This is a genomic window from Streptococcus wuxiensis (genome assembly GCF_040888245.1).
GTDB classification, from domain to species: Bacteria; Bacillota; Bacilli; order Lactobacillales; family Streptococcaceae; genus Streptococcus; species Streptococcus wuxiensis.
On sequence record NZ_JBFNFE010000001.1, the window covers coordinates 181149 to 207581 of the forward strand.

26 protein-coding genes, 2 tRNA genes and 1 pseudogene are annotated in these 26433 nt (G+C 39.5%); 27 read left to right on the forward strand and 2 right to left on the reverse strand.

Annotation, left to right across the window (positions count from 1 at the left end):
• Positions 1 to 78: 78 nt before the first annotated feature.
• The 13 genes and pseudogenes from AB2B47_RS00830 to AB2B47_RS00890 all read left to right on the forward strand — a co-directional run.
• Entirely contained in the window at positions 79 to 309 is a 231-nt protein-coding gene (locus tag AB2B47_RS00830; RefSeq protein ID WP_006153263.1) for a DUF2969 domain-containing protein, read from the forward strand.
• Positions 310 to 358: 49 nt separating this feature from the next.
• Positions 359 to 439 (forward strand) — tRNA-Tyr (locus tag AB2B47_RS00835).
• A 9-nt stretch (positions 440 to 448) separates the two neighbouring features.
• A tRNA-Gln gene (locus tag AB2B47_RS00840) sits at positions 449 to 520 on the forward strand.
• A 159-nt stretch (positions 521 to 679) separates the two neighbouring features.
• Positions 680 to 1882, forward strand: coding sequence for a 30S ribosomal protein S1 (gene rpsA / locus AB2B47_RS00845; RefSeq protein ID WP_004253232.1), 1203 nt, complete (start codon positions 680 to 682; stop codon positions 1880 to 1882).
• An 84-nt stretch (positions 1883 to 1966) separates the two neighbouring features.
• Positions 1967 to 2464 carry a GAF domain-containing protein gene (locus tag AB2B47_RS00850; RefSeq protein WP_036752887.1) on the forward strand — a complete coding sequence of 166 codons (498 nt, stop codon included), beginning with the start codon at positions 1967 to 1969 and terminating at the stop codon, positions 2462 to 2464.
• Positions 2464 to 4128: a DNA polymerase III subunit gamma/tau gene (dnaX, locus tag AB2B47_RS00855; RefSeq protein ID WP_320693395.1), complete on the forward strand. Its 1665-nt coding sequence runs from the start codon at positions 2464 to 2466 to the stop codon at positions 4126 to 4128. The genes AB2B47_RS00850 and dnaX overlap by 1 nt, the downstream gene beginning before the upstream one ends.
• Before the next feature lie 22 nt (positions 4129 to 4150).
• Positions 4151 to 4345: a DUF3272 family protein gene (locus AB2B47_RS00860; protein WP_006153320.1), complete on the forward strand. Its 195-nt coding sequence runs from the start codon at positions 4151 to 4153 to the stop codon at positions 4343 to 4345.
• 154 nt (positions 4346 to 4499) lie between these two features.
• Positions 4500 to 5270 (forward strand): Fe-S cluster assembly ATPase SufC, encoded by a 771-nt coding sequence (gene sufC, locus AB2B47_RS00865; protein ID WP_000114489.1) that lies wholly within the window; start codon positions 4500 to 4502, stop codon positions 5268 to 5270.
• 27 nt (positions 5271 to 5297) lie between these two features.
• Complete coding sequence (gene sufD / locus AB2B47_RS00870) at positions 5298 to 6560, forward strand: Fe-S cluster assembly protein SufD (RefSeq protein ID WP_320693396.1); 1263 nt, start codon at positions 5298 to 5300, stop codon at positions 6558 to 6560.
• A 10-nt stretch (positions 6561 to 6570) separates the two neighbouring features.
• Entirely contained in the window at positions 6571 to 7797 is a 1227-nt protein-coding gene (locus AB2B47_RS00875; protein ID WP_320693397.1) for a cysteine desulfurase, read from the forward strand.
• The gene (gene sufU / locus AB2B47_RS00880; RefSeq protein WP_125392945.1) at positions 7784 to 8224 is read left to right on the forward strand and encodes a Fe-S cluster assembly sulfur transfer protein SufU; all 441 of its coding nucleotides are present in this window, start codon (positions 7784 to 7786) and stop codon (positions 8222 to 8224) included. Before AB2B47_RS00875 ends, sufU begins: the two co-directional genes overlap by 14 nt.
• A gap of 57 nt (positions 8225 to 8281) precedes the next feature.
• On the forward strand, positions 8282 to 9694 hold the full coding sequence (gene sufB / locus AB2B47_RS00885) for a Fe-S cluster assembly protein SufB (RefSeq protein ID WP_320693398.1): 1413 nt from the start codon (positions 8282 to 8284) through the stop codon (positions 9692 to 9694).
• A 124-nt stretch (positions 9695 to 9818) separates the two neighbouring features.
• Positions 9819 to 10040 (forward strand): annotated as a pseudogene (locus tag AB2B47_RS00890) (amino acid permease); the annotation flags it as partial.
• Positions 10041 to 10162: 122 nt separating this feature from the next.
• Here the strand turns inward: AB2B47_RS00890 and pbp3 are convergent.
• Positions 10163 to 11404: a D-alanyl-D-alanine carboxypeptidase PBP3 gene (gene pbp3, locus AB2B47_RS00895; RefSeq protein WP_320693399.1), complete on the reverse strand. Its 1242-nt coding sequence runs from the start codon at positions 11402 to 11404 to the stop codon at positions 10163 to 10165.
• 105 nt (positions 11405 to 11509) lie between these two features.
• Here pbp3 and AB2B47_RS00900 point away from each other — a divergent pair, with 105 nt between their 5' ends.
• The 12 genes from AB2B47_RS00900 to AB2B47_RS00955 all read left to right on the forward strand — a co-directional run bounded on the left by AB2B47_RS00900 (position 11510) and on the right by AB2B47_RS00955 (position 22098).
• Positions 11510 to 12610, forward strand: coding sequence for an AI-2E family transporter (locus AB2B47_RS00900; RefSeq protein ID WP_320693400.1), 1101 nt, complete (start codon positions 11510 to 11512; stop codon positions 12608 to 12610).
• Between the two features lie 200 nt (positions 12611 to 12810).
• Complete coding sequence (gene tuf / locus AB2B47_RS00905) at positions 12811 to 14007, forward strand: elongation factor Tu (RefSeq protein ID WP_004253262.1); 1197 nt, start codon at positions 12811 to 12813, stop codon at positions 14005 to 14007.
• Between the two features lie 271 nt (positions 14008 to 14278).
• Positions 14279 to 14917, forward strand: a complete 639-nt coding sequence (tmk, locus tag AB2B47_RS00910) for a dTMP kinase (protein ID WP_320693401.1) — start codon at positions 14279 to 14281, stop codon at positions 14915 to 14917.
• Positions 14914 to 15798, forward strand: a complete 885-nt coding sequence (locus tag AB2B47_RS00915) for a DNA polymerase III subunit delta' (RefSeq protein ID WP_320693402.1) — start codon at positions 14914 to 14916, stop codon at positions 15796 to 15798. Before tmk ends, AB2B47_RS00915 begins: the two co-directional genes overlap by 4 nt.
• A 36-nt stretch (positions 15799 to 15834) precedes the next feature.
• Positions 15835 to 16152 carry a DNA replication initiation control protein YabA gene (gene yabA, locus AB2B47_RS00920; protein ID WP_223332880.1) on the forward strand — a complete coding sequence of 106 codons (318 nt, stop codon included), beginning with the start codon at positions 15835 to 15837 and terminating at the stop codon, positions 16150 to 16152.
• A gap of 2 nt (positions 16153 to 16154) precedes the next feature.
• The gene (gene rsmI / locus AB2B47_RS00925; RefSeq protein WP_320693403.1) at positions 16155 to 17033 is read left to right on the forward strand and encodes a 16S rRNA (cytidine(1402)-2'-O)-methyltransferase; all 879 of its coding nucleotides are present in this window, start codon (positions 16155 to 16157) and stop codon (positions 17031 to 17033) included.
• Positions 17034 to 17167: 134 nt separating this feature from the next.
• A complete protein-coding gene (gene trmFO / locus AB2B47_RS00930; protein WP_320693404.1) occupies positions 17168 to 18502 on the forward strand; it encodes a methylenetetrahydrofolate--tRNA-(uracil(54)-C(5))-methyltransferase (FADH(2)-oxidizing) TrmFO in 1335 nt (444 codons plus the stop codon).
• 82 nt (positions 18503 to 18584) lie between these two features.
• The gene (gene pyrH / locus AB2B47_RS00935; RefSeq protein WP_320693405.1) at positions 18585 to 19322 is read left to right on the forward strand and encodes a UMP kinase; all 738 of its coding nucleotides are present in this window, start codon (positions 18585 to 18587) and stop codon (positions 19320 to 19322) included.
• Between the two features lie 8 nt (positions 19323 to 19330).
• On the forward strand, positions 19331 to 19888 hold the full coding sequence (gene frr, locus AB2B47_RS00940; protein ID WP_074324176.1) for a ribosome recycling factor: 558 nt from the start codon (positions 19331 to 19333) through the stop codon (positions 19886 to 19888).
• Between the two features lie 60 nt (positions 19889 to 19948).
• On the forward strand, positions 19949 to 20803 hold the full coding sequence (cvfB, locus tag AB2B47_RS00945; RefSeq protein ID WP_320693406.1) for an RNA-binding virulence regulatory protein CvfB: 855 nt from the start codon (positions 19949 to 19951) through the stop codon (positions 20801 to 20803).
• Positions 20804 to 20811: 8 nt separating this feature from the next.
• Positions 20812 to 21027: a YozE family protein gene (locus AB2B47_RS00950; RefSeq protein ID WP_001232087.1), complete on the forward strand. Its 216-nt coding sequence runs from the start codon at positions 20812 to 20814 to the stop codon at positions 21025 to 21027.
• 84 nt (positions 21028 to 21111) lie between these two features.
• Positions 21112 to 22098 (forward strand): PhoH family protein, encoded by a 987-nt coding sequence (locus tag AB2B47_RS00955; protein WP_036752940.1) that lies wholly within the window; start codon positions 21112 to 21114, stop codon positions 22096 to 22098.
• A 47-nt stretch (positions 22099 to 22145) separates the two neighbouring features.
• Here AB2B47_RS00955 and ald read toward each other — a convergent pair whose 3' ends face one another.
• Positions 22146 to 23258, reverse strand: coding sequence for an alanine dehydrogenase (ald, locus tag AB2B47_RS00960; protein ID WP_036757336.1), 1113 nt, complete (start codon positions 23256 to 23258; stop codon positions 22146 to 22148).
• 240 nt (positions 23259 to 23498) lie between these two features.
• Between ald and AB2B47_RS00965 the strand changes: the two genes are divergently transcribed.
• Together AB2B47_RS00965 and AB2B47_RS00970 are read left to right on the forward strand one after the other, a co-directional pair.
• A complete protein-coding gene (locus AB2B47_RS00965) occupies positions 23499 to 24131 on the forward strand; it encodes a helix-hairpin-helix domain-containing protein (protein WP_254724093.1) in 633 nt (210 codons plus the stop codon).
• Positions 24115 to 26325: a ComEC/Rec2 family competence protein gene (locus AB2B47_RS00970; protein WP_320693407.1), complete on the forward strand. Its 2211-nt coding sequence runs from the start codon at positions 24115 to 24117 to the stop codon at positions 26323 to 26325. Before AB2B47_RS00965 ends, AB2B47_RS00970 begins: the two co-directional genes overlap by 17 nt.
• Positions 26326 to 26433: the final 108 nt, after the last annotated feature.

Here is a 26433-nt window from a genome sequence, read left to right on the forward strand (position 1 = left end):
GATAAGCATGATAGAGAGTTTTTTCTTGCTAGATTAGGGAATTTCTTGTAAAATAGAAAAAGTGAAAAGAGGTATGGTATGAGCAAAAAAGATAAAAAAATTGAGATTCAATTGTCAGATGCTAAAGTAGTAGTTGGAAAAGATAAGTACGCTGGTTACACATTAACAATTGGTAAAAAGTTAATCGGTGAAATTGCCGAACTAGATGACCAATTTGCAATCATAAAGAATGGAAATGTCGATAGTTTTTACAAGAATCTTGAAAAAGCTGTGGAAATATTGATTGAGAACTATAATTTAGCAAAATAATGCTTGTTTTTTGCAAATTTTCATGATATAATAGTTTTCGTTGATTGTCGGAGAGATAGCGAAGAGGCTAAACGCGGCGGACTGTAAATCCGCTCCTTCGGGTTCGGGGGTTCGAATCCCTCTCTCTCCATATCATCAATGGGGTATAGCCAAGCGGTAAGGCAAGGGACTTTGACTCCCTCATGCGTTGGTTCGAATCCAGCTACCCCAGTTCTTAGGTAATAAATTCAAGATAAAAAGAAAAATATCTTAGGGTATTTTATTTTTATAATTGAAGGACGTTCGAGATGTTCATGTCGTTGCGGGTGCTTAGGAAAAAAATTATAAGTATGTCAAGTTAAAAAGACTTGATTGTTGGAGGATTTTTTAGATGAATGAATTTGAAGATTTGCTAAATAGCGTTAGCCAAGTTGAACCTGGTGATGTTGTTAGTGCTGAAGTATTGACAGTTGATGCTAATCAAGCTAACGTTGCAATCTCTGGAACTGGTGTTGAAGGTGTCTTGACTCTTCGCGAATTGACAAACGATCGCGATGCTGATATCAATGACTTTGTAAAAGTAGGTGAAGTATTTGATGTTCTTGTACTTCGTCAAGTAGTTGGTAAAGATACTGATACAGTAACATACCTTGTATCTAAAAAACGCCTTGAAGCTCGCAAAGCATGGGACAAACTTGTAGGACGCGAAGAAGAAGTTGTTACAGTTAAAGGAACTCGCGCTGTTAAAGGTGGACTTTCAGTAGAATTTGAAGGTTTGCGTGGATTTATCCCAGCTTCAATGTTGGATACTCGTTTCGTACGTAACACTGAGCGTTTTGTAGGTCAAGAATTTGAAGCTAAAATCAAAGAAGTTGACCCTAAAGAAAACCGCTTCATCCTTTCACGTCGTGAAGTTGTCGAAGCAGCTACTGCAGCAGCTCGTGCAGAAGTTTTCGGTAAATTGGCTGCTGGTGATGTTGTAACTGGTAAAGTTGCGCGTATCACAAGCTTCGGTGCTTTTATCGACCTTGGTGGTGTTGATGGATTGGTTCACTTGACTGAATTGTCACACGAACGTAACGTTTCACCAAAATCAGTTGTAACTGTTGGTGAAGAAGTTGAAGTGAAGATCCTTGACCTTAACGAAGAAGAAGGACGTGTATCACTTTCACTTAAAGCAACAACACCTGGACCATGGGATGGCGTTGAGCAAAAATTGGCTAAAGGTGACGTTGTAGAAGGTACAGTTAAACGTTTGACTGACTTCGGTGCATTTGTTGAAGTATTGCCAGGTATCGATGGACTTGTTCACGTATCACAAATTTCACACAAACGTATTGAAAATCCAAAAGAAGCTCTTACAGTTGGTCAAGAAGTTACTGTTAAAGTTCTTGATGTTAATGCTGATGCAGAACGTGTATCACTTTCTATCAAAGCTCTTGAAGAACGTCCAGCTCAAGAAGAAGGACAAAACGAAGAAAAACGTGCTCCACGTCCACGTCGTCCAAAACGTCAAGAAAAACGTGACTTTGAACTTCCTGAAACTCAAACAGGATTCTCAATGGCTGACCTGTTCGGAGACATCGAACTTTAATCAATCAGAACTAATTATAAATCCTTTGTTGTAAAACAAGGGATTTTTCTTTTTTCAACTAGTATTTTTTGATATAATGGATTTATGTTACATTCCGAAAAAGAATCAATTTACCAAATTGTAAATGAACAACTTTCTAGTCTTTTAGAAGGTGAGACCAATGTGTTGGCTAATCTATCAAATGCCAGTGCTCTCTTAAAAATGAACTTTCCTCGTACTGTCTTTGCAGGTTTCTATTTATATGACGGAAATGAGCTTATTTTAGGTCCTTTTCAGGGTGGAGTCTCATGTGTTAGAATTGCGCTCGGAAAAGGAGTTTGTGGTGAGTCAGCGGCTAGTCGTCAAACAGTTATCGTTGGTGATGTCAAGACTTATCCAAACTATATTTCTTGTGATAGTAGTGCTCGTAGCGAGATCGTACTTCCAATGGTAAAAAATGGACAGCTTCTGGGTGTATTAGATTTGGACTCATCTCATGTTGATGATTATGATGAAATTGATCAACGCTATTTAGAAGAGTTTGTGTCCATTTTACTAGATAAGACAGAATGGAAATTTTCAATGTTTGAGGAGAAAGCATAATGTATCAGGCGCTTTATCGAAAATATAGAAGTCAAAATTTTTCACAGCTAGTGGGCCAGGAAGTTGTTGCTAGAACTCTTAAACAGGCTGTGGAACAGGATAAGATTAGTCACGCCTACCTTTTTTCAGGGCCTCGTGGAACTGGTAAGACTAGTGTGGCTAAGATTTTTGCTAAGGCTATGAACTGCCCTAATCAAGTAGGGGGAGAACCTTGTAATAACTGTTATATCTGCCAAGCTGTTACGGATGGAAGTTTAGAAGACGTTATCGAAATGGATGCTGCTTCTAATAATGGTGTTGATGAAATTCGTGATATTCGTGATAAATCAACCTATGCTCCAAGTATAGCTCAGTATAAGGTTTATATCATTGATGAGGTTCATATGCTTTCGACAGGTGCCTTTAATGCCCTTTTGAAAACACTGGAAGAACCAACTCCAAATGTAGTCTTTATTTTGGCAACGACTGAGCTTCATAAAATTCCTGCAACTATTTTGTCTCGTGTTCAACGATTTGAGTTCAAGTCCATTAAGACTCAGGATATTCGAGATCATATCTTCCAGATTTTAGAAAAAGAAGGGATTGATTACGAAACAGAAGCTGTTGAAATTATTGCTCGCCGAGCTGAAGGTGGGATGCGGGATGCCTTGTCAATTCTAGACCAGGCATTAAGCTTAACTCAAGAAGCTACATTGACAACTGCAGTCTCAGAAGAAATCACTGGTACCATTAGTTTAAGTGCCTTGGATCATTACGTAGCTACTTTAGCTCAAAAGGATGTACCAGGAGCCCTTCAAAATCTTGATCTGATTTTTGAGAATGGAAAGAGCATGACACGTTTTGTAGTCGATTTGCTGCAATATCTCCGTGATATCTTAATTGTTCAAGCAGGCGGAGAAAATACACATCATAGTGATGCATTTGAGAGAAACTTAGCTCTTCCGCAGGATGTCTTGTTTGAGATGATTAGTCTTGCTACTAGAAGTCTAGCTGATATTAAGGCTAGCCTACAACCTAAAATTTATGCCGAAATGATGACTATTCGTTTAGCAGAAATCGATTCTCAACCAGAACTTTCAGGTGAGGTGGCTGAGGAATTGTCTTCTCTTCGAGAAGAAGTTGCACGATTGAAACAAGCTCTTGCCAATGTTGGTTCTAATCCCAAACAAACTGTTTCTACACCAAGTCGTCCGACTAACAGTAAGTCAATCTATCGTGTAGACCGAAATAAGGTGCAGTCTATTCTTCAAGAAGCAGTAGAAAATCCAGACTTAGCTCGTCAAAACTTAATCCGTCTTCAGAATGCTTGGGGAGAAGTCATTGAAAGCTTATCTGGTCCAGATAAGGCACTCTTGGCTGGTTCTAAACCAGTTGCTGCTAATGAACATCATGCGATTTTGGCTTTTGAATCGAATTTCAATGCCGGTCAAACCATGAAACGAGACAATCTAAACACTATGTTTGGCAATATTCTTAGTTGCGCTGCTGGATTTTCTCCAGAGATTCTTGCTATTTCTATGGAAGAATGGAAGGAAGTTCGAGCTGCATTTTCAAGCAGAGCTAAAGGTTCTCAAGAACAAGTCAATAAGGAAGAACCCGAAGAGTCCATACTTCCTCAAGGCTTTGAATTTTTAGCAGATAAAGTGACCATAGCTGAAGATTAAAGGGAATTGGTGGTAAAAGACTATGAACAGACAACAATTTATTATCATGGCCTTCTTTACTGCTGCTGAGACTTATTTCTTTAATGAATCCATCATGGAGCAACGGTATATCGTGGCCTTGCTTTGGGCTATTTTGATCCTGAGAAATTTTCGCGTGAGTTATATCATGGGTAAAATTGTGAGCGCTATAGATGATCATTTTCAAGGGAAGAAGTAGCTCCTAGCTTCTAGACAAAATCAAAGCCTTTTAGGCTTTTTTTTGTTATACTATTAAGGTATATTTATTGACATTTTACTGTGTTTTTCTAGGGATTTAAAAAGGTTAAATTTCAGGTAAATACAGTAAAAAGGATGAAAAGAAAGGAACAATCATGTCAGTATTAGAGATCAAAGATCTTCACGTTGAAATTGAAGGAAAAGAAATTTTAAAAGGGGTCAATCTGACTCTTAAAACAGGAGAAATTGCAGCTATCATGGGACCAAATGGTACCGGTAAGTCTACTCTTTCAGCTGCTATTATGGGGAACCCAAACTATGAAGTCACTAAAGGTGAAGTCTTGTTTGACGGTGTAAACATCCTTGAATTGGAAGTGGATGAGCGTGCGCGTATGGGACTTTTCCTTGCCATGCAATATCCATCAGAAATTCCTGGGATTACAAATGCTGAGTTTCTTCGTGCAGCTATGAATGCTGGTAAAGAAGATGATGAGAAGATTTCAGTTCGTGAATTTATCACTAAGTTAGACGAAAAAATGGAATTGCTCAACATGAAAGAAGAAATGGCAGAGCGTTACCTCAACGAAGGTTTCTCAGGTGGTGAGAAAAAACGTAACGAAATTCTTCAACTCTTGATGTTGGAACCAACTTTTGCCCTCTTAGATGAGATTGACTCTGGTCTTGATATTGATGCCCTTAAAGTTGTCTCTAAAGGTGTGAATGCTATGCGTGGTGAAGGTTTTGGTGCTATGATCATTACTCACTACCAACGTCTTTTGAACTATATCACACCAGATGTGGTACACGTTATGATGGAAGGTCGTGTTGTTCTTTCTGGTGGCCCAGAATTGGCTGCACGCTTGGAACGTGAAGGATACGCGAAACTAGCTGAAGAACTTGGCTATGACTACAAGGAAGAATTGTAATCCCTTCGTATCTTTTAGGAGAAGTAAATGACTAAAGAAACTATTAAACTTTTTTCAGAAATGCACGCTGAACCAAGCTGGTTGTCAGACCTCCGTCAAAAAGCTTTTGATAAGATTGAGAGTTTGGAATTGCCAGTCATTGAGCGTGTAAAATTTCACCGTTGGAATCTTGGTGATGGAACCATCACGGAAAGTGAACCATCAGCAAATGTTCCTGATTTCACTGCTTTAGATAATCACTTGAAATTGGTGCAGGTTGGAACTCAAACAGTTTTTGAGCAAATTCCAGTTGAGTTGGCTGAACAAGGAGTGTTCTTTACAGACTTCCATTCGGCTTTAGAAGAAATTCCAGAACTCGTAGAAGAATTTTTCATGTCATCAGTAAAATACGACGATGACAAATTGGCAGCCTACCACACAGCTTACTTTAATAGTGGTGCTGTTCTCTATATTCCAGACAATGTAGAAATCACAGAACCAATCGAAGGAATTTTCTACCAAGATAGTGATAGTGATGTGCCATTTAACAAGCATATTCTGATCATTGCAGGTAAAAACTCTAAAATCAGCTACCTCGAACGTTTAGAATCACGCGGTGATGGTAGTGCTAAGGCGACTGCTAATATCACTGTTGAAGTGATTGCACGTTCTGGTGCTCAAGTGAAATTTGCTGCAATTGATCGTCTTGGTGAGAATGTCACTGCCTACATTAGCCGCCGAGGTAAATTGGGCAACGATGCAAGTATTGACTGGGCAATCGGTGTCATGAACGAAGGAAATGTTGTTGCTGACTTTGATAGTGACCTACTTGGAAATGGTAGCCATGCAGACCTCAAGGTCGTAGCTCTTTCAAGTGGTCGTCAGGTGCAAGGGATTGATACTCGAGTAACTAACTATGGTTGCAACTCTATCGGTAATATCCTTCAACACGGTGTTATTCTTGAAAAAGCAACTTTGACCTTCAATGGTATTGGCCACATCATCAAGGGTGCTAAGGGAGCAGATGCCCAACAAGAAAGCCGTGTTCTCATGCTTTCTGACCAAGCGCGTTCAGATGCTAACCCAATTCTTTTGATTGATGAAAATGATGTCACTGCAGGGCATGCAGCGTCTATCGGACAAGTGGATCCAGAAGATATGTACTACCTTATGAGCCGTGGGCTGGACAAAGCCACTGCAGAACGTTTGGTTGTTCGTGGTTTCCTTGGATCCGTTATCGTTGAGATTCCAGTCAAAGAAGTTCGTGATGAAATGATTGCGACGATCGAAGAAAAATTGTCAAAACGCTAAGGGGAAGCCTATGTTAGATGCAGAAGCTATTCGCAAGGATTTTCCAATTTTAGATCAGATTGTCAATGACGAACCTCTGGTTTATTTGGATAATGCTGCGACGACACAAAAACCACTAACTGTTCTGGAAGCCATTAACCGCTACTATGAACAGGACAATGCCAATGTCCACCGAGGTGTTCACACCTTGGCAGAGCGTGCGACAGCATCTTATGAAGCTGCTCGTGAAACCATTCGCAAGTTCATCAACGCAGGTTCGACAAAGGAAGTACTCTTCACTAGAGGAACTACGACCAGTCTTAACTGGGTGGCGCGTTTTGCTGAGGAAATCTTGACTGAGGGAGATCAGGTCTTGATTTCTGTCATGGAACACCATTCCAATATTATTCCATGGCAGGAAGCTTGCCGAAAGACTGGGGCAGAGCTTGTTTATGTCTATCTCAAAGATGGAGCTCTGGATATGGATGACTTGCGTTCTAAATTGACTGACAAGGTCAAGTTAGTCTCACTAGCTCACGCATCAAACGTTCTTGGAGTGGTTAATCCTATCAAAGAAATCACACAAATGGCTCACCAAGTTGGAGCCATCATGGTGGTAGATGGTGCTCAATCTACGCCTCATATGAAGATTGATGTCCAGGATTTGGATGTGGACTTCTTTGCCTTTTCAGGTCACAAGATGGCTGGTCCGACTGGTATTGGCGTCCTTTACGGTAAAGAAAAGTATCTGGAACAAATGTCACCAGTAGAATTTGGTGGCGAGATGATTGATTTTGTTTACGAGCAATCTGCTAGCTGGAAGGAGTTACCTTGGAAATTCGAGGCAGGAACTCCCAATATGGCTGGTGCTATTGGACTTGCAGCTGCCGTGGATTATCTTGAAAAGATTGGCATGGATGCCATTGAAACCCATGAACAAGAATTGATTGCATATGTCTTTCCAAAATTGCAGGCAATTGAAGGTTTGACCATTTACGGTTCGCAAGATTTGGCTCAACGTTCAGGAGTTATTGCCTTTAACCTAGGTGATCTTCATCCTCATGACCTTGCAACTGCTCTGGATTATGAAGGAGTAGCAGTTCGTGCGGGTCACCATTGTGCGCAACCTTTGCTTCAATATTTGGATGTTCCAGCAACAGCTCGCGCTAGTTTTTATATCTACAACACCAAGGCTGATTGCGACAAGTTGGTAGATGCCCTACAAAAGACAAAGGAGTTTTTCAATGGCACTTTCTAAACTAGATAGCCTTTATATGGCAGTGGTAGCAGACCATTCAAAAAATCCCCATCATCAAGGAAAGTTAGAAGACGCTGAACAAATCAGTCTCAACAATCCGACCTGTGGTGATGTGATTAATCTCTCTGTTAAGTTTGACGCAGAGGACCGTTTGGAAGATATTGCTTTTCTAAACTCTGGTTGTACGATTTCAACTGCCTCTGCTAGTATGATGACAGATGCAGTTTTAGGAAAGACCAAGCAAGAAATCCTAGAGCTTGCGACCATTTTTTCTGAAATGGTTCAAGGTCAAAAGGATGAGCGTCAAGATCAACTTGGAGATGCAGCTTTCTTGTCAGGTGTTGCTAAATTCCCACAAAGAATTAAGTGTGCGACCCTAGCTTGGAATGCCCTGAAGAAAACAATCGAAAATCAAGAAAACAAATAAGACAAGCTTCTTTTGTCTTATGAATTATTAGAAATGAAGAATGAAAGAAAGGATATTATGGCTGAAGAAAGAGTAGAACCAAAACCAATTGATCTTGGTGAATATAAATTTGGTTTCCATGACGATGTAGAGCCTGTCCTATCGACAGGAAAAGGATTGAATGAAGATGTCATTCGTGAACTATCAGCTGCTAAGGGAGAACCTGAGTGGATGTTGGAATTCCGTTTGAAATCTTATGAAACCTTCAAAAAAATGCCCATGCAAACTTGGGGGGCAGACTTGTCAGAGGTTGACTTTGATGACTTGATCTACTACCAAAAACCATCTGATAAACCAGCTCGTTCCTGGGATGATGTACCTGAAAAGATTAAAGAAACCTTTGAACGAATCGGGATTCCAGAAGCTGAACGTGCTTATCTAGCTGGAGCTTCTGCCCAGTATGAGTCAGAAGTGGTTTACCATAACATGAAGGAAGAATTTGAGAAATTAGGAATTATCTTTACAGATACAGATTCTGCCCTCAAGGAATACCCAGACTTGTTTAAACAATACTTTGCGAAGTTGGTACCGCCGACAGATAACAAGTTGGCAGCCCTCAACTCAGCAGTATGGTCTGGTGGAACCTTTATCTATGTACCAAAAGGTGTCAAGGTAGATATTCCGCTTCAAACCTATTTCCGTATCAATAACGAAAATACAGGTCAGTTTGAACGTACCTTAATCATCGTTGATGAGGGAGCAAGTGTCCACTACGTAGAAGGATGTACAGCGCCAACTTATTCTAGCAACAGCTTGCATGCTGCTATTGTAGAAATCTTTGCTTTGGACGGAGCTTACATGCGTTATACAACCATCCAAAACTGGTCTGACAACGTTTATAACTTGGTAACCAAACGTGCTAAAGCATTGAAAGATGCGACTGTTGAGTGGATTGATGGAAACCTAGGTGCCAAAACAACCATGAAATACCCATCTGTTTACCTTGATGGAGAAGGTGCGCGTGGAACTATGCTTTCTATTGCCTTTGCCAATGCTGGTCAACATCAGGATACTGGTGCCAAGATGATCCACAACGCGCCACATACAAGTTCATCAATTGTGTCTAAATCCATCGCCAAAGGCGGAGGGAAGGTTGACTATCGTGGACAAGTAACCTTTAACAAGAACTCTAAGAAATCTGTTTCTCACATTGAGTGTGATACCATTATCATGGATGACTTATCAGCATCAGATACTATTCCATTTAATGAAATTCATAACTCACAAGTTGCATTGGAGCACGAAGCTAAGGTTTCTAAGATCTCAGAAGAACAACTCTATTACCTCATGAGTCGTGGTTTGTCAGAATCTGAGGCGACCGAGATGATCGTCATGGGATTTGTAGAGCCCTTCACCAAAGAACTGCCAATGGAATATGCAGTTGAGCTCAACCGCTTGATTAGCTACGAAATGGAAGGATCAGTTGGATAATCATTATAAAAAAAACTGAGCAAATATTATATTTGTTCAGTTTTTTCAAATAAAATTTTATAAATATTCACAAAATACATTATCTGTGGTAAAATAAAACAATTATTGTTAGTGGAGATGAAGAATGAATATTTTTAGAACAAAAGACTTCAGTCTAAGTAAAACAGAAATGCATCGTCATTTGAAATTATGGGATTTAATTCTTTTAGGAATTGGGGCCATGGTGGGAACTGGTATTTTTACCATTACAGGAACAGCTGCAGCAACACTAGCAGGACCTGCTCTTGTGGTATCTATCGTGATTTCTGCGATCTGTGTGTCCTTTATGCTTCAATATACTCTTGAAACTTGGATAGCATTTGTATTAGCCCTAGTAGTAGGAGTTATTACTTACTTTACTTATGGCTATAAAAACTCTACACTATCAAAAAATTAATAAAGAAAAAATCGCGATTTATCGCGATTTTTTTATAATTTTTCATTTACAAATCGAACGAAACGATTCCACCATACTTTTAAGAAGAAGGCTTTTTCAACATTCTTTTCAGCGACCATTTCAAAGGTGGGTTTATCAGTGGTGATATAACCTTGACCAACTAAGTCCTTGTCCTCATAGGTCAGATGTCCAACGACCGTACCTGCTTCTAGAGGAGCAACATGCTCAGTAGTATCAGGTGTGTATGTAACACTTGATTCCGCTCGACTACCAAGACGTTGAACAATTTTTATATCTTCTTTAGCGACTGCTGTAACCGTATCTTGCTTCCCGTCATAAACTGGAGATTTGCTATCTTGGTAGCTTTCCCCCTGCTTAACGATTGTTTGGAGAGCAAAATTAGATGAGATATAGTCCAGAAGTGCTGAAGTTGCTGTGAAACGAGCGTAAGGATTGGTATCTTGGTTGTCAGCGTTAAGAACAACTGTAATAATACGCATTCCTTTTTCTACAGTTGTTCCAACAAAGGATGCTCCTGCTTTATCAGTAGTTCCAGTTTTTAGGCCGTCAATTCCCCCACGGTAGGCAGGCATACCGTCTAACATTGAGTTTGTAGAATGAATAGTCATTCCTGCAAAAGTGGAAGAAGGTTTCTTTGTGATTTCTAAAACCTGAGGATATTTGAGGATAAGATTACGAGCGACAACAGCAACATCATAGGCGCTCATCTTATTTTCGTCATCTTTCTTAGAACCAGGATAGATATTATTCCCGAGAGTTTCATTATTTAGACCAGTTGTATTGACGAGGGTAGCATCTTGAATTCCCCATTCAAGAAGTTTAGCCTTCATCATATCAACAAAGTCTTTTTCTGATCCAGCAACCTTTTCTGCCAACGCGATAGCTGCACTATTGGCACTAGATACCAATGTTGCTTCTAGCAACTCTTCAACAGTGTAGTTACGAGCTTCCATAGGAACGTTACTTGCTTCGGAGTTGGTTGTGAGCTGGTAGGGGTAATCTGAAATTTCCACTGGGGTAGAAAGAGTGATTTTGCCTTGCTCTAGAGCTTCATATACTAGGTAAACGGTAAGTAGTTTACTGATAGAGGCAATTTCAACCGGTTGGGTCGCATCTTTTTCATACAAAATCTTACCACTGTTAGCCTCAACAGCGATGGCGTGTTTTGCTGCGACATCAAAATCCTGAGCAAAAACAGTAGTAGCAGAACCAAATGAAATAAGCGTGATTAATGTTAAAAATAATTTCTTCATAGTAACTTTATTCTATCATAAAGACAAAAAATATTCTTGTTTTTATAATGTAGGCTATCAATCTTTTTCGAAATATGGTAAAATAGGAAAAAGAGGAGGTGGCTTATGTTTCGGAGAAATAAATTATTCTTCTGGACCACTGAGATATTATTAATAACCCTTATTTTCTACCTATGGAGAGAAATGGGTGCCATTATTACACCATTTGTAAGTGTCATAAATACAATCATGATTCCCTTCTTATTAGGAGGATTTCTCTACTACTTAACAAATCCAATTGTCAATTTTTTAGAGAAGGAATGTAAAATTAATCGAATCGTTGGGATTTTGTTAACCCTTTGTGTTCTCATTGGTTCTCTGGTGATAGGTGTAGTATATCTTTTACCGATTTTAATCAATCAGTTGAGTAGTTTGATCAATTCTAGCCAGGGAATCTATGGTCAACTCCAAGATTTGGTAATAGAATTATCAAAATATCCTGCTTTCCAAGAGCTTGATATTCAACAAACAATCCAGCAATTGAACCTTTCTTATGTTGATATTTTACAAAATATCTTAAATAGTGTAACCAATAGTGTAGGCAGTGTTCTTTCAGCTTTAGTAAGTACCGTTTTAATTATTATTATGACGCCAGTTTTCTTGGTATATTTCCTTCTTGACGGTCATAAATTTTTGCCAATGCTAGAAAGAACGGTTTTAAAAAGGGATAGACTAAATATCTCTGGTTTATTAACAAACTTGAATGCGACGATTTCCCGTTACATTAGTGGTGTATCGATTGATGCATTCATAATCGGATGTCTGGCCTTTATCGGATATAGTGTCATTGGACTCAAGTATGCATTGGTTTTTGCTATTTTCTTAGGTTTAGCGAATCTGATTCCTTATGCTGGACCGTTTATTGGAATAACCCCGATGATTATTTCAAATCTGTTTACGGATCCTCAAAAGATGATTATCGCAGTTATCTATATTCTGATTATCCAACAAGTAGATGGGAACATCATATACCCTCGTATTGTTGGTGGAGTCATGAAAGTTCATCCAATTATTATCCTGGTTCTGTTACTATTGTCAAGTAATATCTATGGTATTATTGGTATGATTGTTGCCGTCCCAATTTATTCTATATTAAAAGAAATATCCAAATTCCTAGTTCGACTTTATGAAAAACATAAAGAAGTACAAGAAGTAAAAGAAAAATAAAGATTTTTAAAAAGAAACGGATTCATCTGTTTCTTTTTTTATCAATAAATCGACAACTTATAGTAAGAATAAGAATAATTAATAAAAACTTTGTAAAACACTTGCAATTTAGCTAAAATTTGATAAAATAGTAAGGAAAGTTAGACTGTATTGCCTACTGTCTATCTATAAAATATATTTTATTGGAGGCTTTTACTCAAATGGCAAAAGAAAAATACGATCGTAGTAAACCACACGTTAACATTGGTACTATCGGACACGTTGACCACGGTAAAACTACCCTAACTGCAGCTATTACAACTGTTTTGGCACGTCGCTTGCCTTCAGCAGTTAACCAACCTAAAGACTATGCGTCTATCGATGCTGCTCCAGAAGAACGCGAACGCGGTATCACTATCAACACTGCGCACGTTGAGTACGAAACTGAAAAACGTCACTACGCTCACATCGACGCTCCAGGACACGCGGACTACGTTAAAAACATGATCACTGGTGCCGCTCAAATGGACGGAGCTATCCTTGTAGTAGCTTCAACTGACGGACCAATGCCACAAACTCGTGAGCACATCCTTCTTTCACGTCAGGTTGGTGTTAAACACCTTATCGTCTTCATGAACAAGATCGACTTGGTTGACGACGAAGAATTGCTTGAATTGGTTGAAATGGAAATCCGTGACCTTCTTTCAGAATACGATTTCCCAGGTGACGATCTTCCAGTTATCCAAGGTTCAGCTCTTAAAGCTCTTGAAGGTGACTCTAAATACGAAGACATCATCATGGAATTGATGAACACTGTTGATGAGTACATTCCAGAACCAGAACGTGACACTGACAAACCATTGCTTCTTCCAGTCGAGGACGTATTCTCAATCACTGGACGTGGTACAGTTGCTTCAGGACGTATCGACCGTGGTACTGTTCGTGTCAACGACGAAATCGAAATCGTTGGTATCAAAGAAGAAACTTCAAAAGCAGTTGTTACTGGTGTTGAAATGTTCCGTAAACAACTTGACGAAGGTCTTGCAGGAGATAACGTAGGTGTCCTTCTTCGTGGTGTTCAACGTGACGAAATCGAACGTGGACAAGTTATCGCTAAACCAGGTTCAATCAACCCACACACTAAATTCAAAGGTGAAGTTTACATCCTTACTAAAGAAGAAGGTGGACGTCACACTCCATTCTTCAACAACTACCGCCCACAATTCTACTTCCGTACTACTGACGTTACAGGTTCAATCGAACTTCCAGCAGGTACTGAAATGGTAATGCCAGGTGATAACGTGACAATCGACGTTGAGTTGATCCACCCAATCGCCGTAGAACAAGGTACTACATTCTCTATCCGTGAGGGTGGACGTACTGTTGGTTCAGGTATGGTTACAGAAATCGAAGCTTAATTCGATTTAGTTCCCAGAAGAACAATTATTTAAGTCAGACATTAAAAGAATCTTGCTATGCAAGGTTCTTTTTTTACTAGTTATACAAAGTCAAAATAAGACAGTATGGGAGTTGATTACAAATATAGAAACTTAATTAAATAATTATCTGATTTATTAACGAATGTATATCCTAGTTTTTCAGAATAAATTTTTATTAGGTTAAAAAGCTTTTCACAAATGCCTGTTTTTTTGATAGAATAGAAGGAAGAAAAAAAGAAATGAGTTCGTCATGTCAAAAGGATTTTTAGTCTCTTTAGAGGGGCCAGAGGGAGCTGGTAAAACGAGCGTGCTTGAAGCTATCCTTCCTTTGTTAGAAGAAAAGAATATTGAGTTTTTAACAACACGTGAGCCAGGTGGTGTTTTGATTGGTGAGAAGATTCGAGAAGTCATTTTAGATCCTAGTCATACTCAGATGGATCCAAAGACAGAGTTGCTTCTCTATATTGCAAGTCGTAGACAGCACCTAGTAGAGAAGGTCTTGCCAGCACTTGCAGCTGGAAAATTGGTCATCATGGATCGTTTTATTGATAGTTCAGTTGCTTATCAAGGCTTTGGTCGTGGTTTGGATATTGAAGCTATTGACTGGCTCAATCAATTTGCGACAGATGGACTCAAGCCAGATTTGACACTTTATTTTGATATTGAAGTAGAAAAGGGGCTTGAAAGAATCGCGGCAAACAGCGATCGCGAAGTCAACCGTTTGGACTTGGAAGGTTTAGACCTACACAGAAAAGTTCGTAAAGGCTATCTTTCTCTTCTTGAGAAGGAAGGTGAGCGTATTGTTAAAATCGATGCGAGTTTACCACTAAATCAAGTGGTTGAAAATACTAAACAAGTTTTATTTGACAGAATGGGGCCGACAGAATGAATCAAGAGCAATTAAGAGCTTGTCAACCCCAGCAATTTGACCGTTTTGTTCACATCTTAGAACAAAGACAGCTGAATCATGCCTATCTCTTTTCAGGGTATTTCGGAAGCATGGAGATGGCCTTATTTCTGTCTAAGAGTTTGTTCTGTACAGAAAAGCAGGGTGTCTTACCTTGCGAGTCTTGCCGAAATTGTAAGTTGATTGATCAGGAAGAATTTCCTGATGTCACCATTATTCGTCCGATGAATCAAATCATTAAAACGGAAAGAATCCGAGAATTAGTTGGCCAGTTTTCTCAATCAGGAATCGAAAATCAACGTCAGGTTTTTATTATTGAACAAGCTGAAAAAATGCATGCCAATGCCGCCAATTCACTACTAAAGGTCATTGAAGAACCGCAAAGTGAAACCTATATTTTCTTCTTAACCAATGATCAAGAGCAGATGTTACCAACTATCCGAAGTCGGACTCAAATTTTCCAGTTTAAGAAACAAGTTGAAAGCCTTAGGAATCAACTTGAACAAGCAGGATTGGTCAAAAATAAAGCAAGGTTTTTAGCTGAGTTTAGTCAATCGCAAGCAGAAGCCGAAAAACTGACAAATCAAACAAGTTTTTGGACTCTAGTTGAAGAAAGTGAACGATTCTATTCTTGGTTAGATGCTGGGAAAAAGGAATCTTATTTACAGGTCTCAAAATTAGCTAGCTTAGCAGATGACAAAGAAAAACAAGACCAAGTCTTTAGAATTTTAGAAGTTTTAGCAGGTCAAGAGATTCAAAAAAATGCAGCACGTACAATATTGCAAAACCTTCTCGAAGCCAGAAAAATGTGGAAAGCAAATGTGTCTTTCCAGAATTCTTTGGAATACCTAGTTTTACAATAAAATGAACATGAAAACAGAAAAAAGAAAGGGCTGTTCATGAACAAGAAAGAATTATTTGATGCCTTAGATGATTTTTCTCAACAGTTGTTGGCAACCTTGGCAGATGTCGAAGCTATCAAAAAAAATCTCAAGAGTGTTGTAGAAGAGAATACAGCTCTTCGTTTAGAGAACGATAAATTGAGAGAGCGCCTGAATGAGGAAGAAGAAACAGCTCCAACTAAGACCAAGCATGTTAGAGAAAACGTGAGCCGAATCTATGACGACGGTTTTCATGTGTGTCGCGACTTTTATGGTCAACGTCGTGAACAAGATGCAGAATGTATGTTTTGTGATGAATTGTTGTTTAGGGAGTAAGCATGCAGATTCAAAAAAGTTTTAAAGGTCAGTCACCTTATGGTAAGTTATATCTTGTCGCAACGCCGATTGGGAATCTAGAGGATATGACCTTTCGTGCTATTCAGACTTTGAAAGAAGTGGACTGGATTGCTGCCGAGGATACTCGTAATACTGGTCTATTGCTGAAGCATTTCGATATTTCAACAAAACAAATCAGTTTTCATGAGCATAATGCCAAGGAAAAGATTCCAGATTTGATTGGTTTCTTGAAAACAGGTCAAAGTATTGCTCAAGTTTCGGATGCGGGTTTACCAAGTATTTCAGACCCCGGTCATGATTTAGTCAAGGCTGCAATTGAAGAAGATATAGCAGTTGTCACAGTTCCAGGTGCTAGCGCAGGAATTTCTGCCTTGATTGCCAGTGGTTTAGCTCCACAACCCCATATTTTTTATGGATTCTTACCTCGAAAATCGGGACAACAAAAGCAATTTTTCGAATCAAAAAAAGATTATCCTGAGACCCAGATTTTCTATGAATCTCCACATCGTGTGGCTGATACCCTAGAAAATATGCTAGAGATCTACGGTGATCGCTCAGTTGTTCTAGTTCGAGAATTGACTAAGATTTTTGAAGAATACCAACGGGGGAAAATCACTGAGTTGCTTGAAAGTATCTCTGAAACCCCACTTAAGGGCGAATGCCTTCTGATTGTGGAAGGTGCTAGTCTAGAAGTTGAAGATAAGGATGAAGAGGATTTATTCTCAGAAATACAAGAGCGCATCCAACAAGGTGTTAAGAAAAATCAAGCCATTAAGGAAGTTGCTAAGATTTATCAGTGGAACAAAAGCCAGCTCTACGCTGCCTACCACGAGTGGGAAGAGAATCAATCTAACGACTAAACAGGGAAGTTTTCCTTCTTCCCTTTTTTTGTTATACTAATAGAAGAATAAAATAGAAAGATTTGTGGGTGTCAAACAGCCTAGTGGCTTGATTTAATTTGGACTTAGTTTGCACCCAAAGAGGTATTAGTGTCATGTCTCAATCTTATATCAATGTTATCGGTGCTGGTTTGGCAGGTTCGGAAGCAGCCTACCAAATCGCAGAGCGTGGTATTCCGGTTAAACTCTATGAAATGCGTGGTGTTAAATCAACACCTCAGCATAAAACAGATAATTTTGCAGAATTAGTGTGTTCCAACTCATTACGAGGGGATGCTCTTACAAATGCTGTCGGGCTCCTCAAGGAAGAAATGCGTCGCCTAGGTTCTATTATCTTGGAATCAGCAGAAGCTACACGTGTTCCTGCTGGTGGAGCGCTTGCGGTTGATCGTGACGGTTTTTCTCAAATGGTTACTGAAAAAATTGCCAATCACCCTTTAATTGAAGTGGTTCGTGATGAAATTACAGAATTGCCGACAGATGCTATTACAGTTGTCGCTACTGGTCCCTTGACTAGCGATGCCCTGGCTGAGAAAATTCATGCCCTTAATGACGGCGATGGCTTCTATTTCTATGACGCGGCAGCGCCTATTATAGACGTCAATACCATCGATATGAGCAAGGTCTATCTCAAGTCTCGGTATGACAAGGGAGAAGCTGCTTACCTCAATGCTCCGATGACCAAGCAAGAGTTTATGGATTTCCATGAAGCCTTGGTCAATGCGGAAGAAGCACCCCTTAATTCTTTTGAAAAAGAAAAGTACTTTGAAGGGTGTATGCCAATTGAAGTTATGGCTAAACGTGGTATCAAAACCATGCTCTATGGCCCTATGAAACCAGTTGGTCTGGAGTATCCAGATGACTACACAGGCCCTCGTGATGGAGAGTTTAAAACCCCTTATGCAGTTGTCCAGCTTCGTCAGGACAATGCAGCTGGAAGTCTTTATAACATCGTTGGTTTCCAAACTCACCTCAAATGGGGAGAGCAGAAGCGTGTCTTCCAAATGATTCCAGGTCTTGAAAATGCTGAGTTTGTTCGCTATGGCGTCATGCATCGTAATTCCTATATGGATTCGCCAAATCTTCTTGAACAGACTTACCGTTCTAAGAAACAGCCAAATCTTTTCTTTGCTGGTCAAATGACTGGTGTGGAAGGATATGTTGAGTCGGCGGCATCTGGCTTAGTTGCAGGAATCAACGCTGCGCGTCTTTTCAAAGGAGAAAGCCCAGCTATTTTCCCTGAAACAACTGCAATTGGCAGTCTAGCTCATTATATCACCCATGCGGACAGCAAACACTTCCAACCCATGAATGTTAATTTTGGTATTATCAAGGAGTTAGAAGGAGAACGTATTCGCGATAAAAAGGCTCGTTATGAGAAAATTGCAGAACGTGCTTTGTCTGATTTAGAGAAATTTTTATCTGTCTAATTTTTTTGAAATTATTGCTCATGATACTATAAAAATCCTTGAAATTGTGATAAAATAGATAGAATGAAAAAGGAGAGAGAAAATGGTAGAACCTAAGTATAAACGTATCTTAATCAAGCTATCTGGTGAAGCCCTTGCTGGCGAACGTGGTGTCGGTATTGATATCAAAACCGTCCAAAGTATGGCCCAAGAAATCAAAGAAGTTCACGAGCTAGGAATTGAAATTGCCTTGGTTATCGGTGGTGGAAACCTTTGGCGTGGAGAGCCTGCAGCAGAAGCTGGTATGGATCGTGTTCAAGCGGATTACACTGGAATGCTTGGGACAGTTATGAATGCTCTTGTGATGGCAGATTCATTGCAACAAGCTGGTGTTGATACTCGTGTACAAACAGCTATTGCCATGCAACAAGTAACAGAGCCTTATATTCGTGGACGTGCACTTCGCCACCTTGAAAAAGGACGTATCGTTATCTTTGGCGCGGGAATTGGTTCACCTTACTTCTCTACAGATACAACAGCGGCTCTTCGTGCAGCTGAAATTGAAGCGGACGCTATTTTGATGGCTAAGAATGGTGTAGACGGTGTCTACAATGCTGATCCTAAGAAAGATAAAACTGCTGTTAAATTTGAAGAATTGACTCACCGTGATGTGATCAATAAAGGTCTCCGCATCATGGATTCAACAGCTTCAACTCTATCAATGGACAATGACATTGACTTGGTTGTCTTTAATATGAATCAGCCTGGCAATATCAAACGTGTTGTATTTGGTGAAAATATCGGAACAACTGTTTCAAACAATATCGAAGAAAAGGAATAAGAAAAATTATGGCTAACGCAATTGTAGAAAAAGCTAAAGAGAGAATGACTCAATCTCACCACTCGCTTGCTCGTGAGTTTGGTGGTATCCGTGCTGGTCGTGCTAACGCAAGCTTGCTTGACCGTATCAATGTTGAATACTATGGTGTCGAAACACCTCTTAACCAAATCGCTTCTATCACAATTCCTGAAGCACGTGTTTTATTGGTAACACCATTTGATAAATCTTCTCTAAAAGATATCGAACGTGCCTTAAACGCTTCAGACCTTGGTATTACACCAGCTAACGATGGTTCTGTTATTCGCTTGGTAATCCCAGCTCTTACAGAAGAAACTCGTCGTGACCTCGCTAAAGAAGTGAAAAAAGTTGGTGAAAATGCTAAAGTAGCGATTCGTAATATCCGTCGTGATGCTATGGATGAAGCTAAAAAACAAGAAAAAGCTAAAGAAATTACTGAAGATGAATTGAAGACTCTTGAAAAAGATATTCAAAAAGCGACAGACGATGCTGTTAAACACATCGACGACATGACTGCCAATAAAGAAAAAGAAATCTTGGAAGTCTAAGAAATAAACAGAAAAACTCAGTTGGCATTGCTGGCTGAGTTTTATTCGAAAGAAGGAAACATGAATACAAATCTTGCTAGTTTTATCGTCGGTTTGATAACTGATGAAAATGACCGTTTTTACTTTGTTCAAAAGGATGGTCAAACATACGCTCTTGCTAAGGAAGAAGGTCAGCATACAGTTGGTGATACGGTCAAAGGTTTCGCCTACACGGATATGAAGCAAAAACTTCGCTTGACGACCATAGAAGTGACTGCGACCCAGGATCAATTTGGTTGGGGAACAGTAACAGAAGTTCGTAAGGATTTGGGTGTTTTTGTGGATACAGGACTTCCGGACAAGGAAATCGTTGTGTCAATGGATATCCTACCTGAACTCAAAGAGCTCTGGCCAAAGAAGGGTGATAAGCTCTATATTCGTCTAGAAGTAGATAAAAAAGACCGTATTTGGGGAATTTTGGCTTATCAGGAGGACTTCCAACGATTAGCACGCCCTGCCTACAATAATATGCAGAACCAAAACTGGCCTGCAATCGTTTATCGTCTCAAGCTGTCAGGTACCTTTGTCTATCTGCCAGAGAATAACATGCTGGGCTTTATCCATCCTAGCGAGCGCTTTGCAGAGCCACGTTTGGGGCAAGTGTTAGATGTGCGTGTCATTGGTTTCCGTGAAGTTGACCGAACTCTTAATCTATCACTAAAACCTCGCTCTTTTGAGATGTTAGAAAACGATGCACAAATGATTCTGACTTACTTGGAAAGTAATGGTGGATTTATGACCTTAAATGACAAATCATCACCAGATGACATCAAGGCTACCTTTGGTATTTCTAAAGGTCAGTTTAAAAAAGCGCTTGGTGGTTTAATGAAAGCTGGAAAGATTAAACAAGACCAGTTTGGTACTGAGTTAATTTAGGGAGGCTTATGCGAAAATCATTTTATACTTGGCTTATGACAGAGCGTAATCCTAAAAGTAATAGTCCCAAAGCAATTTTAGCGGATCTTGCCTTTGAGGAGTCAGCCTTCCCAAAACATACGGATGATTTCGATCAGGTGAGTCGATTTTTAGAAGAACATGCTAGTTTTTCCTTTAATATGGGAGACTTCGATCGTATCTGGCAAGAATATTTAGAACATTAAAGATACCATAGGTGTTAGGGATAGCAATTTCTAATTGCCTTTGCTATAATAAAAAGAAATTAAAGAGTTAGAGAGGTTCTTTATTTGAAGGAACATTCAATAGACATTCAGTTAAGTCATCCAGATGACCTGTTTCATCTTTTTGGTTCCAATGAACGCCATCTTCGCTTGATGGAGGATGAGTTAGATGTTATCATCCATGCTCGTACAGAGATTGTACAAGTCTTGGGAGAGGAGTCTTCTTGTGAAGAAGCACGGCAAGTAATTCAAGCCTTGATGGTCTTGGTCAATCGTGGCATGACAGTAGGAACTCCGGATGTGGTGACAGCCATCAATATGGTTAGAAACAATGAAATCGATAAGTTTGTTGCCCTCTATGAAGAAGAGATTATCAAAGACAATACTGGTAAGCCGATACGTGTAAAGACACTAGGTCAAAAACTTTATGTAGATAGTGTTAAGAACCATGATGTTACCTTCGGAATTGGGCCAGCGGGGACAGGAAAAACTTTCCTCGCAGTGACCTTGGCTGTTACAGCTCTCAAACGTGGCCAAGTCAAGCGTATTATCCTGACTCGTCCAGCAGTAGAAGCTGGAGAAAGCCTAGGATTTCTACCTGGTGATTTGAAAGAAAAGGTGGATCCTTATCTTCGACCAGTCTATGATGCCTTGTACCAAATTCTTGGGAAGGACCAAACAACTCGTCTCATGGAGCGAGAAATTATTGAGATTGCACCTTTGGCCTATATGCGTGGACGTACCTTGGATGATGCCTTTGTTATTTTGGATGAAGCCCAAAATACAACCATCATGCAGATGAAGATGTTCTTGACACGTCTTGGATTCAATTCTAAAATGATTGTCAATGGGGATATTAGCCAGATTGACCTGCCGCGTAATGTTAAATCAGGTTTGATTGATGCCCAGGAAAAACTTAAGAATATTCACCAGATCGACTTTGTACACTTCTCAGCCAAGGATGTGGTTCGCCATCCAGTCGTTGCTCAGATTATCAGAGCCTATGAACCTCGACCTGTCAAAGCTGAAGAAAATCAAGAAGAAACAGAATAAAGAAAAAGAGCAGTTGAAAAACTGCTCTTAATTTTTTGAATTTCTTATTAGACAAGTTCACTGATAGGTGTGAAGTCACGTTCTAAACCTTCAGCAACTGGTTGGCTGGTGAGTTGACCTTGGTAAGTTGTTACACCTTCAAGCAAGCCTGCGTCTTCAAGGATTGCTTTCTTAAATCCTTTTCCTGCCAAGGCTTCGATATATGGAAGAGTCACATTTGTAAGGGCGATAGTAGAAGTACGAGCAACTGCTCCAGGAATGTTAGCAACTGCATAGTGAAGGACACCGTGTTTCTCATAGACAGGCTCATCATGGGTTGTCACACGGTCAGCTGTTGCAATAACACCACCTTGGTCTACAGCAACGTCTACGATGACAGAACCAGGACGCATTTGTTGAACCATGTCATCTGTCACTAATTTTGGAGCTTTAGCACCAGGAATCAATACTGCACCGATAACAACGTCTGCTTCACGCACACTTGCTTCGATATTAAATGGGTTAGACATGAGTGTTTGGATTTGGTGACCAAAGACATCTTCAAGTTCAGAGAGACGTTTAGCGCTGATATCTAGAATAGTTACTTGAGCACCTAAACCAAGAGCGATACGTGCTGCGTGTGTACCAACGACACCACCACCGATAATGGTTACTTTTCCTTTTGGTACACCTGGGACACCACCTAAAAGAACTCCAGAACCACCAGCTTGTTTCGTCAAGAAGTGAGCTCCGATTTGGACAGCCATACGACCTGCAACCTCACTCATTGGAACCAATAGAGGAAGTTGACCTTCAGTATTGCGTACAGTTTCATAAGCAACACCAGTTGTTTTCGCTGCAAGCATAGCATCCGCTAATTCTGGGGCTGCTGCCATGTGCAAGTAGGTGAAGAGAAGTAAATCGTCACGCAAGAACTGGTACTCACTAGCAAGGGGTTCCTTGACTTTAACAACTAACTCTGCGGCCCAGGCTTCAGCAGCAGTTGCGACAATCTCAGCTCCTTGCTTTTCATAGTCAGCATCAGCAAAACCAGATCCAAGTCCTGCATTTGTTTCGATGAGGACTCGGTGACCACGCCCGACAAGACTCTGTACACCAGCAGGTGTCAAAGCAACACGATTTTCATTATTTTTAATTTCCTTTGGAATTCCAATTAACATAGAGATTAGCTCCTTATTTAACATCTAGGTTCTTATACGAAATCATCACAGGAAGAACCCAGTCATTTCTTGTGATGTTCTTATTTTATATAAAACCGCTATAAATTGCAAGAAAAACTTATTTCTCTACTTAAGATATGTCTTGAAAAAGGAAGAATATTTTGCAAATAAGTAAGCAGTTGAAAAGATTTTTCAGCTGTTTTTTCTTTCTCTTACGAATAAGCTAAGAGAGGAGAAATTATGGAAGAACTTATTGAGAAAATCAAAGAATATAAAATCATTGTTATCTGTGCTAGTTTGGGCATGGTCTTAGGCGGATTTTTCTTCCTAAAGCCAGTCGCTCAAACACCGGCTAAGGAAAGCAATTTGCAAACAGAAGTTACAACTGTTTCAAAGGATGAAAAGGAAGATAAAAATCAGAAGGAAGAAGTGGTGGAGCAAGATCTGATTACTGTCGATGTCAAAGGTGCTGTCAAATCACCAGGAATCTATGATTTGCCAGTTGGAAGTCGTATCAACGATGCTGTCCAAAAAGCTGGTGGACTTACAGATAATGCTGATAGTAAGTCTATCAATCTTGCCCAGAGAATTAGTGACGAAGCACTTGTTTATGTTCCAACTAAGGAAGAAGCTACCAGTCAAGAGGCGCATTCAAATGCTTCCAACACCAAAGAAAATAAGAAAGTCAATCTTAATAAAGCCAGTTTAGAAGAACTTAAACAAGTCAAGGGGTTGGGAGCCAAACGTGCTCAGGATATCATCGACCATCGTGAGTCCAACGGTAAGTTTAAGTCAGTTGATGAGCTCAAAAAGGTTTCTGGTATTGGTGCAAAAACGATAGAAAAGTTAAAAGAGTATGTCACAGTGGATTAGTCGATTTCCCATCCCTAAAATCTATCTTAGTTTTCTCCTGCTTTGGCTCTACTATGCTATCTTTTCAGCAAGCTTTTTAGCACTTTTGGGCTTTGTCTTTTTACTGCTCTGCCTCTTTTTTCAATTTCCATGGAAGACTGTGGTCAAGGTTCTCTTTGTTTGTGGTCTTTTTGGAAGCTGGTTTATATTTCAAAAATGGCAACAAGAAGAAACGAGTCAACATCTTGTTGACTCCGTTAATACGGTACGAATCTTGCCTGATACTATCAAGGTCAATGGAGATAGTTTATCCTTTCGTGGGAAGGCTGATGGCAGACTCTTTCAGGTCTATTATAAATTCCAGTCAGAGTCTGAAAAGGAAAGGTTTAAAGAGTTATCTGAACTGCATGAGATAGTAGTAAAAGGAAAGCTAGCTATTCCTCAAGGAGCAAATAATTTTGCTGGATTTGATTATCAAAACTATCTCAAAACACAGGGGATTTATCAGACCTTAACTATATCGGAAATGGTCGAATTAAAGAAAACATCCAGCTGGGATATAGGAGAAAATCTATCCAGCTTGCGGAGAAAAGCAGTTGTCTGGATTAAAAGGAATTTTCCTGACCCCATGCGTAATTATATGACAGGTCTTTTATTAGGGCACTTGGACACAGATTTTGAGGAAATGAACGAACTCTATTCCAGTCTAGGGATTATTCACCTTTTTGCTTTGTCAGGAATGCAGGTCGGTTTCTTCATGAATGCTTTTAAGAAGTCACTCTTACGATTGGGTTTGACGCAAGAGAAGTTCAAATGGCTTGCCTATCCCTTTTCTTTGGTCTATGCAGGTTTGACAGGTTTCTCAGCTTCTGTCATTAGAAGCCTGTTGCAAAAACTTTTGGCTCAGCATGGCTTCAAGGGTCTGGATAACTTTGCTTTGACAGTCCTTGTCCTGTTTATCGTGATGCCGAATTTCTTCCTAACTGCTGGTGGAGTGCTCTCCTGTGCCTATGCCTTTATCCTGACCATGACTGGTGAAGAAGTAGCAGGGATAAAAGGTTTGGTAAGAGAAAGTTTCATTATTTCCCTAGGAATTCTGCCAATTTTATCATTCTATTTTTCTGAATTTCAACCTTGGTCCATACTCTTAACCTTTGTCTTTTCTTTTTTATTTGATATGGTCTTGCTACCACTTTTATCAATACTCTTCTGTCTGTCATGGATATATCCTATTACCCAGTTTAACTTTTTTTTTGAATGGCTAGAAAACATCATACGCTATGTATCTCAGCTATCTACTAGACCCTTTGTTTTTGGTCAACCGAGTCTTTGGGTTCTGGTATGTCTATTAGTCTCTTTGGCTCTGATTTATGATTATCGTAAAAATTTGAAGAAAGCACCTTTGCTTATCCTATTTATCGTTTTACTTTTCTTAGTAACCAAACAACCACTGGAAAATGAAATCACAGTTCTAGACATGGAGCAGGGACGTAGCATTTTCCTAAGAGACATGACAGGAAAGACAATATTACTGGATGTCGGTGAAAAGTTAGCAGTTGAGAAAAAAGAAGCTTGGCAGGAGAAAGTCACCTCGAGTGTTGCCAAACGGAGTTTAATTCCCTATCTGAAAAGTAGAGGAGTGGCAAAGATTGATCAGCTTGTTTTAACGGATAGTGAACCTAAGCAGCTAGACCATCTACTAGAAATTAGTAAAGCCTTCAATCTTGGAGAGATTCTAGTAACTGAAGAAACTCTATCTAAAAGAGAATTTATGGATAAATTAAATGAAAGTAACTTGAAAGTACGTCCTATTAAAACAGGAGAGCAGTTATTTATTTTTGGGAGTAGTTTAGAAGTAATCGAAAATCAAAACAGTGATAGTAAAGCCTCAATAGCAATGTATGGAAAGCTACTAAATCAAACTTTTCTAGTCACTGGAAATATAGAGGAGAAGTTCTTAAACAAGTCTTATCCAAAAATCCAAGCAGATGTAGTGCTAACTCATCAGCAAGTATCGAAGAAAAAGACAGATGTCGAAGTCTTCGAAATCTTTCAGCCTAAAATTACTGTCATTTCTGTAGACAAGAAGAAAAAATTTAAAGAAAAAAATGGGGAGAATAACCAAGAACTTGGGAATTCGATTTACAAAACGGATCAAAAGGGGGCCATTCGTTTTAAAGGTTGGGGTGCTTGGCAAATAGAAACAGTTCGCTGAGCTTAGCTTTTCAAGAAAATTAAAATTGTCTAAACAATCAATCAAAACTTGATTTTAGAACCTTTTTGCTATAAAATGGTAAAGATTAGTGTCAAACTTTTATATTGC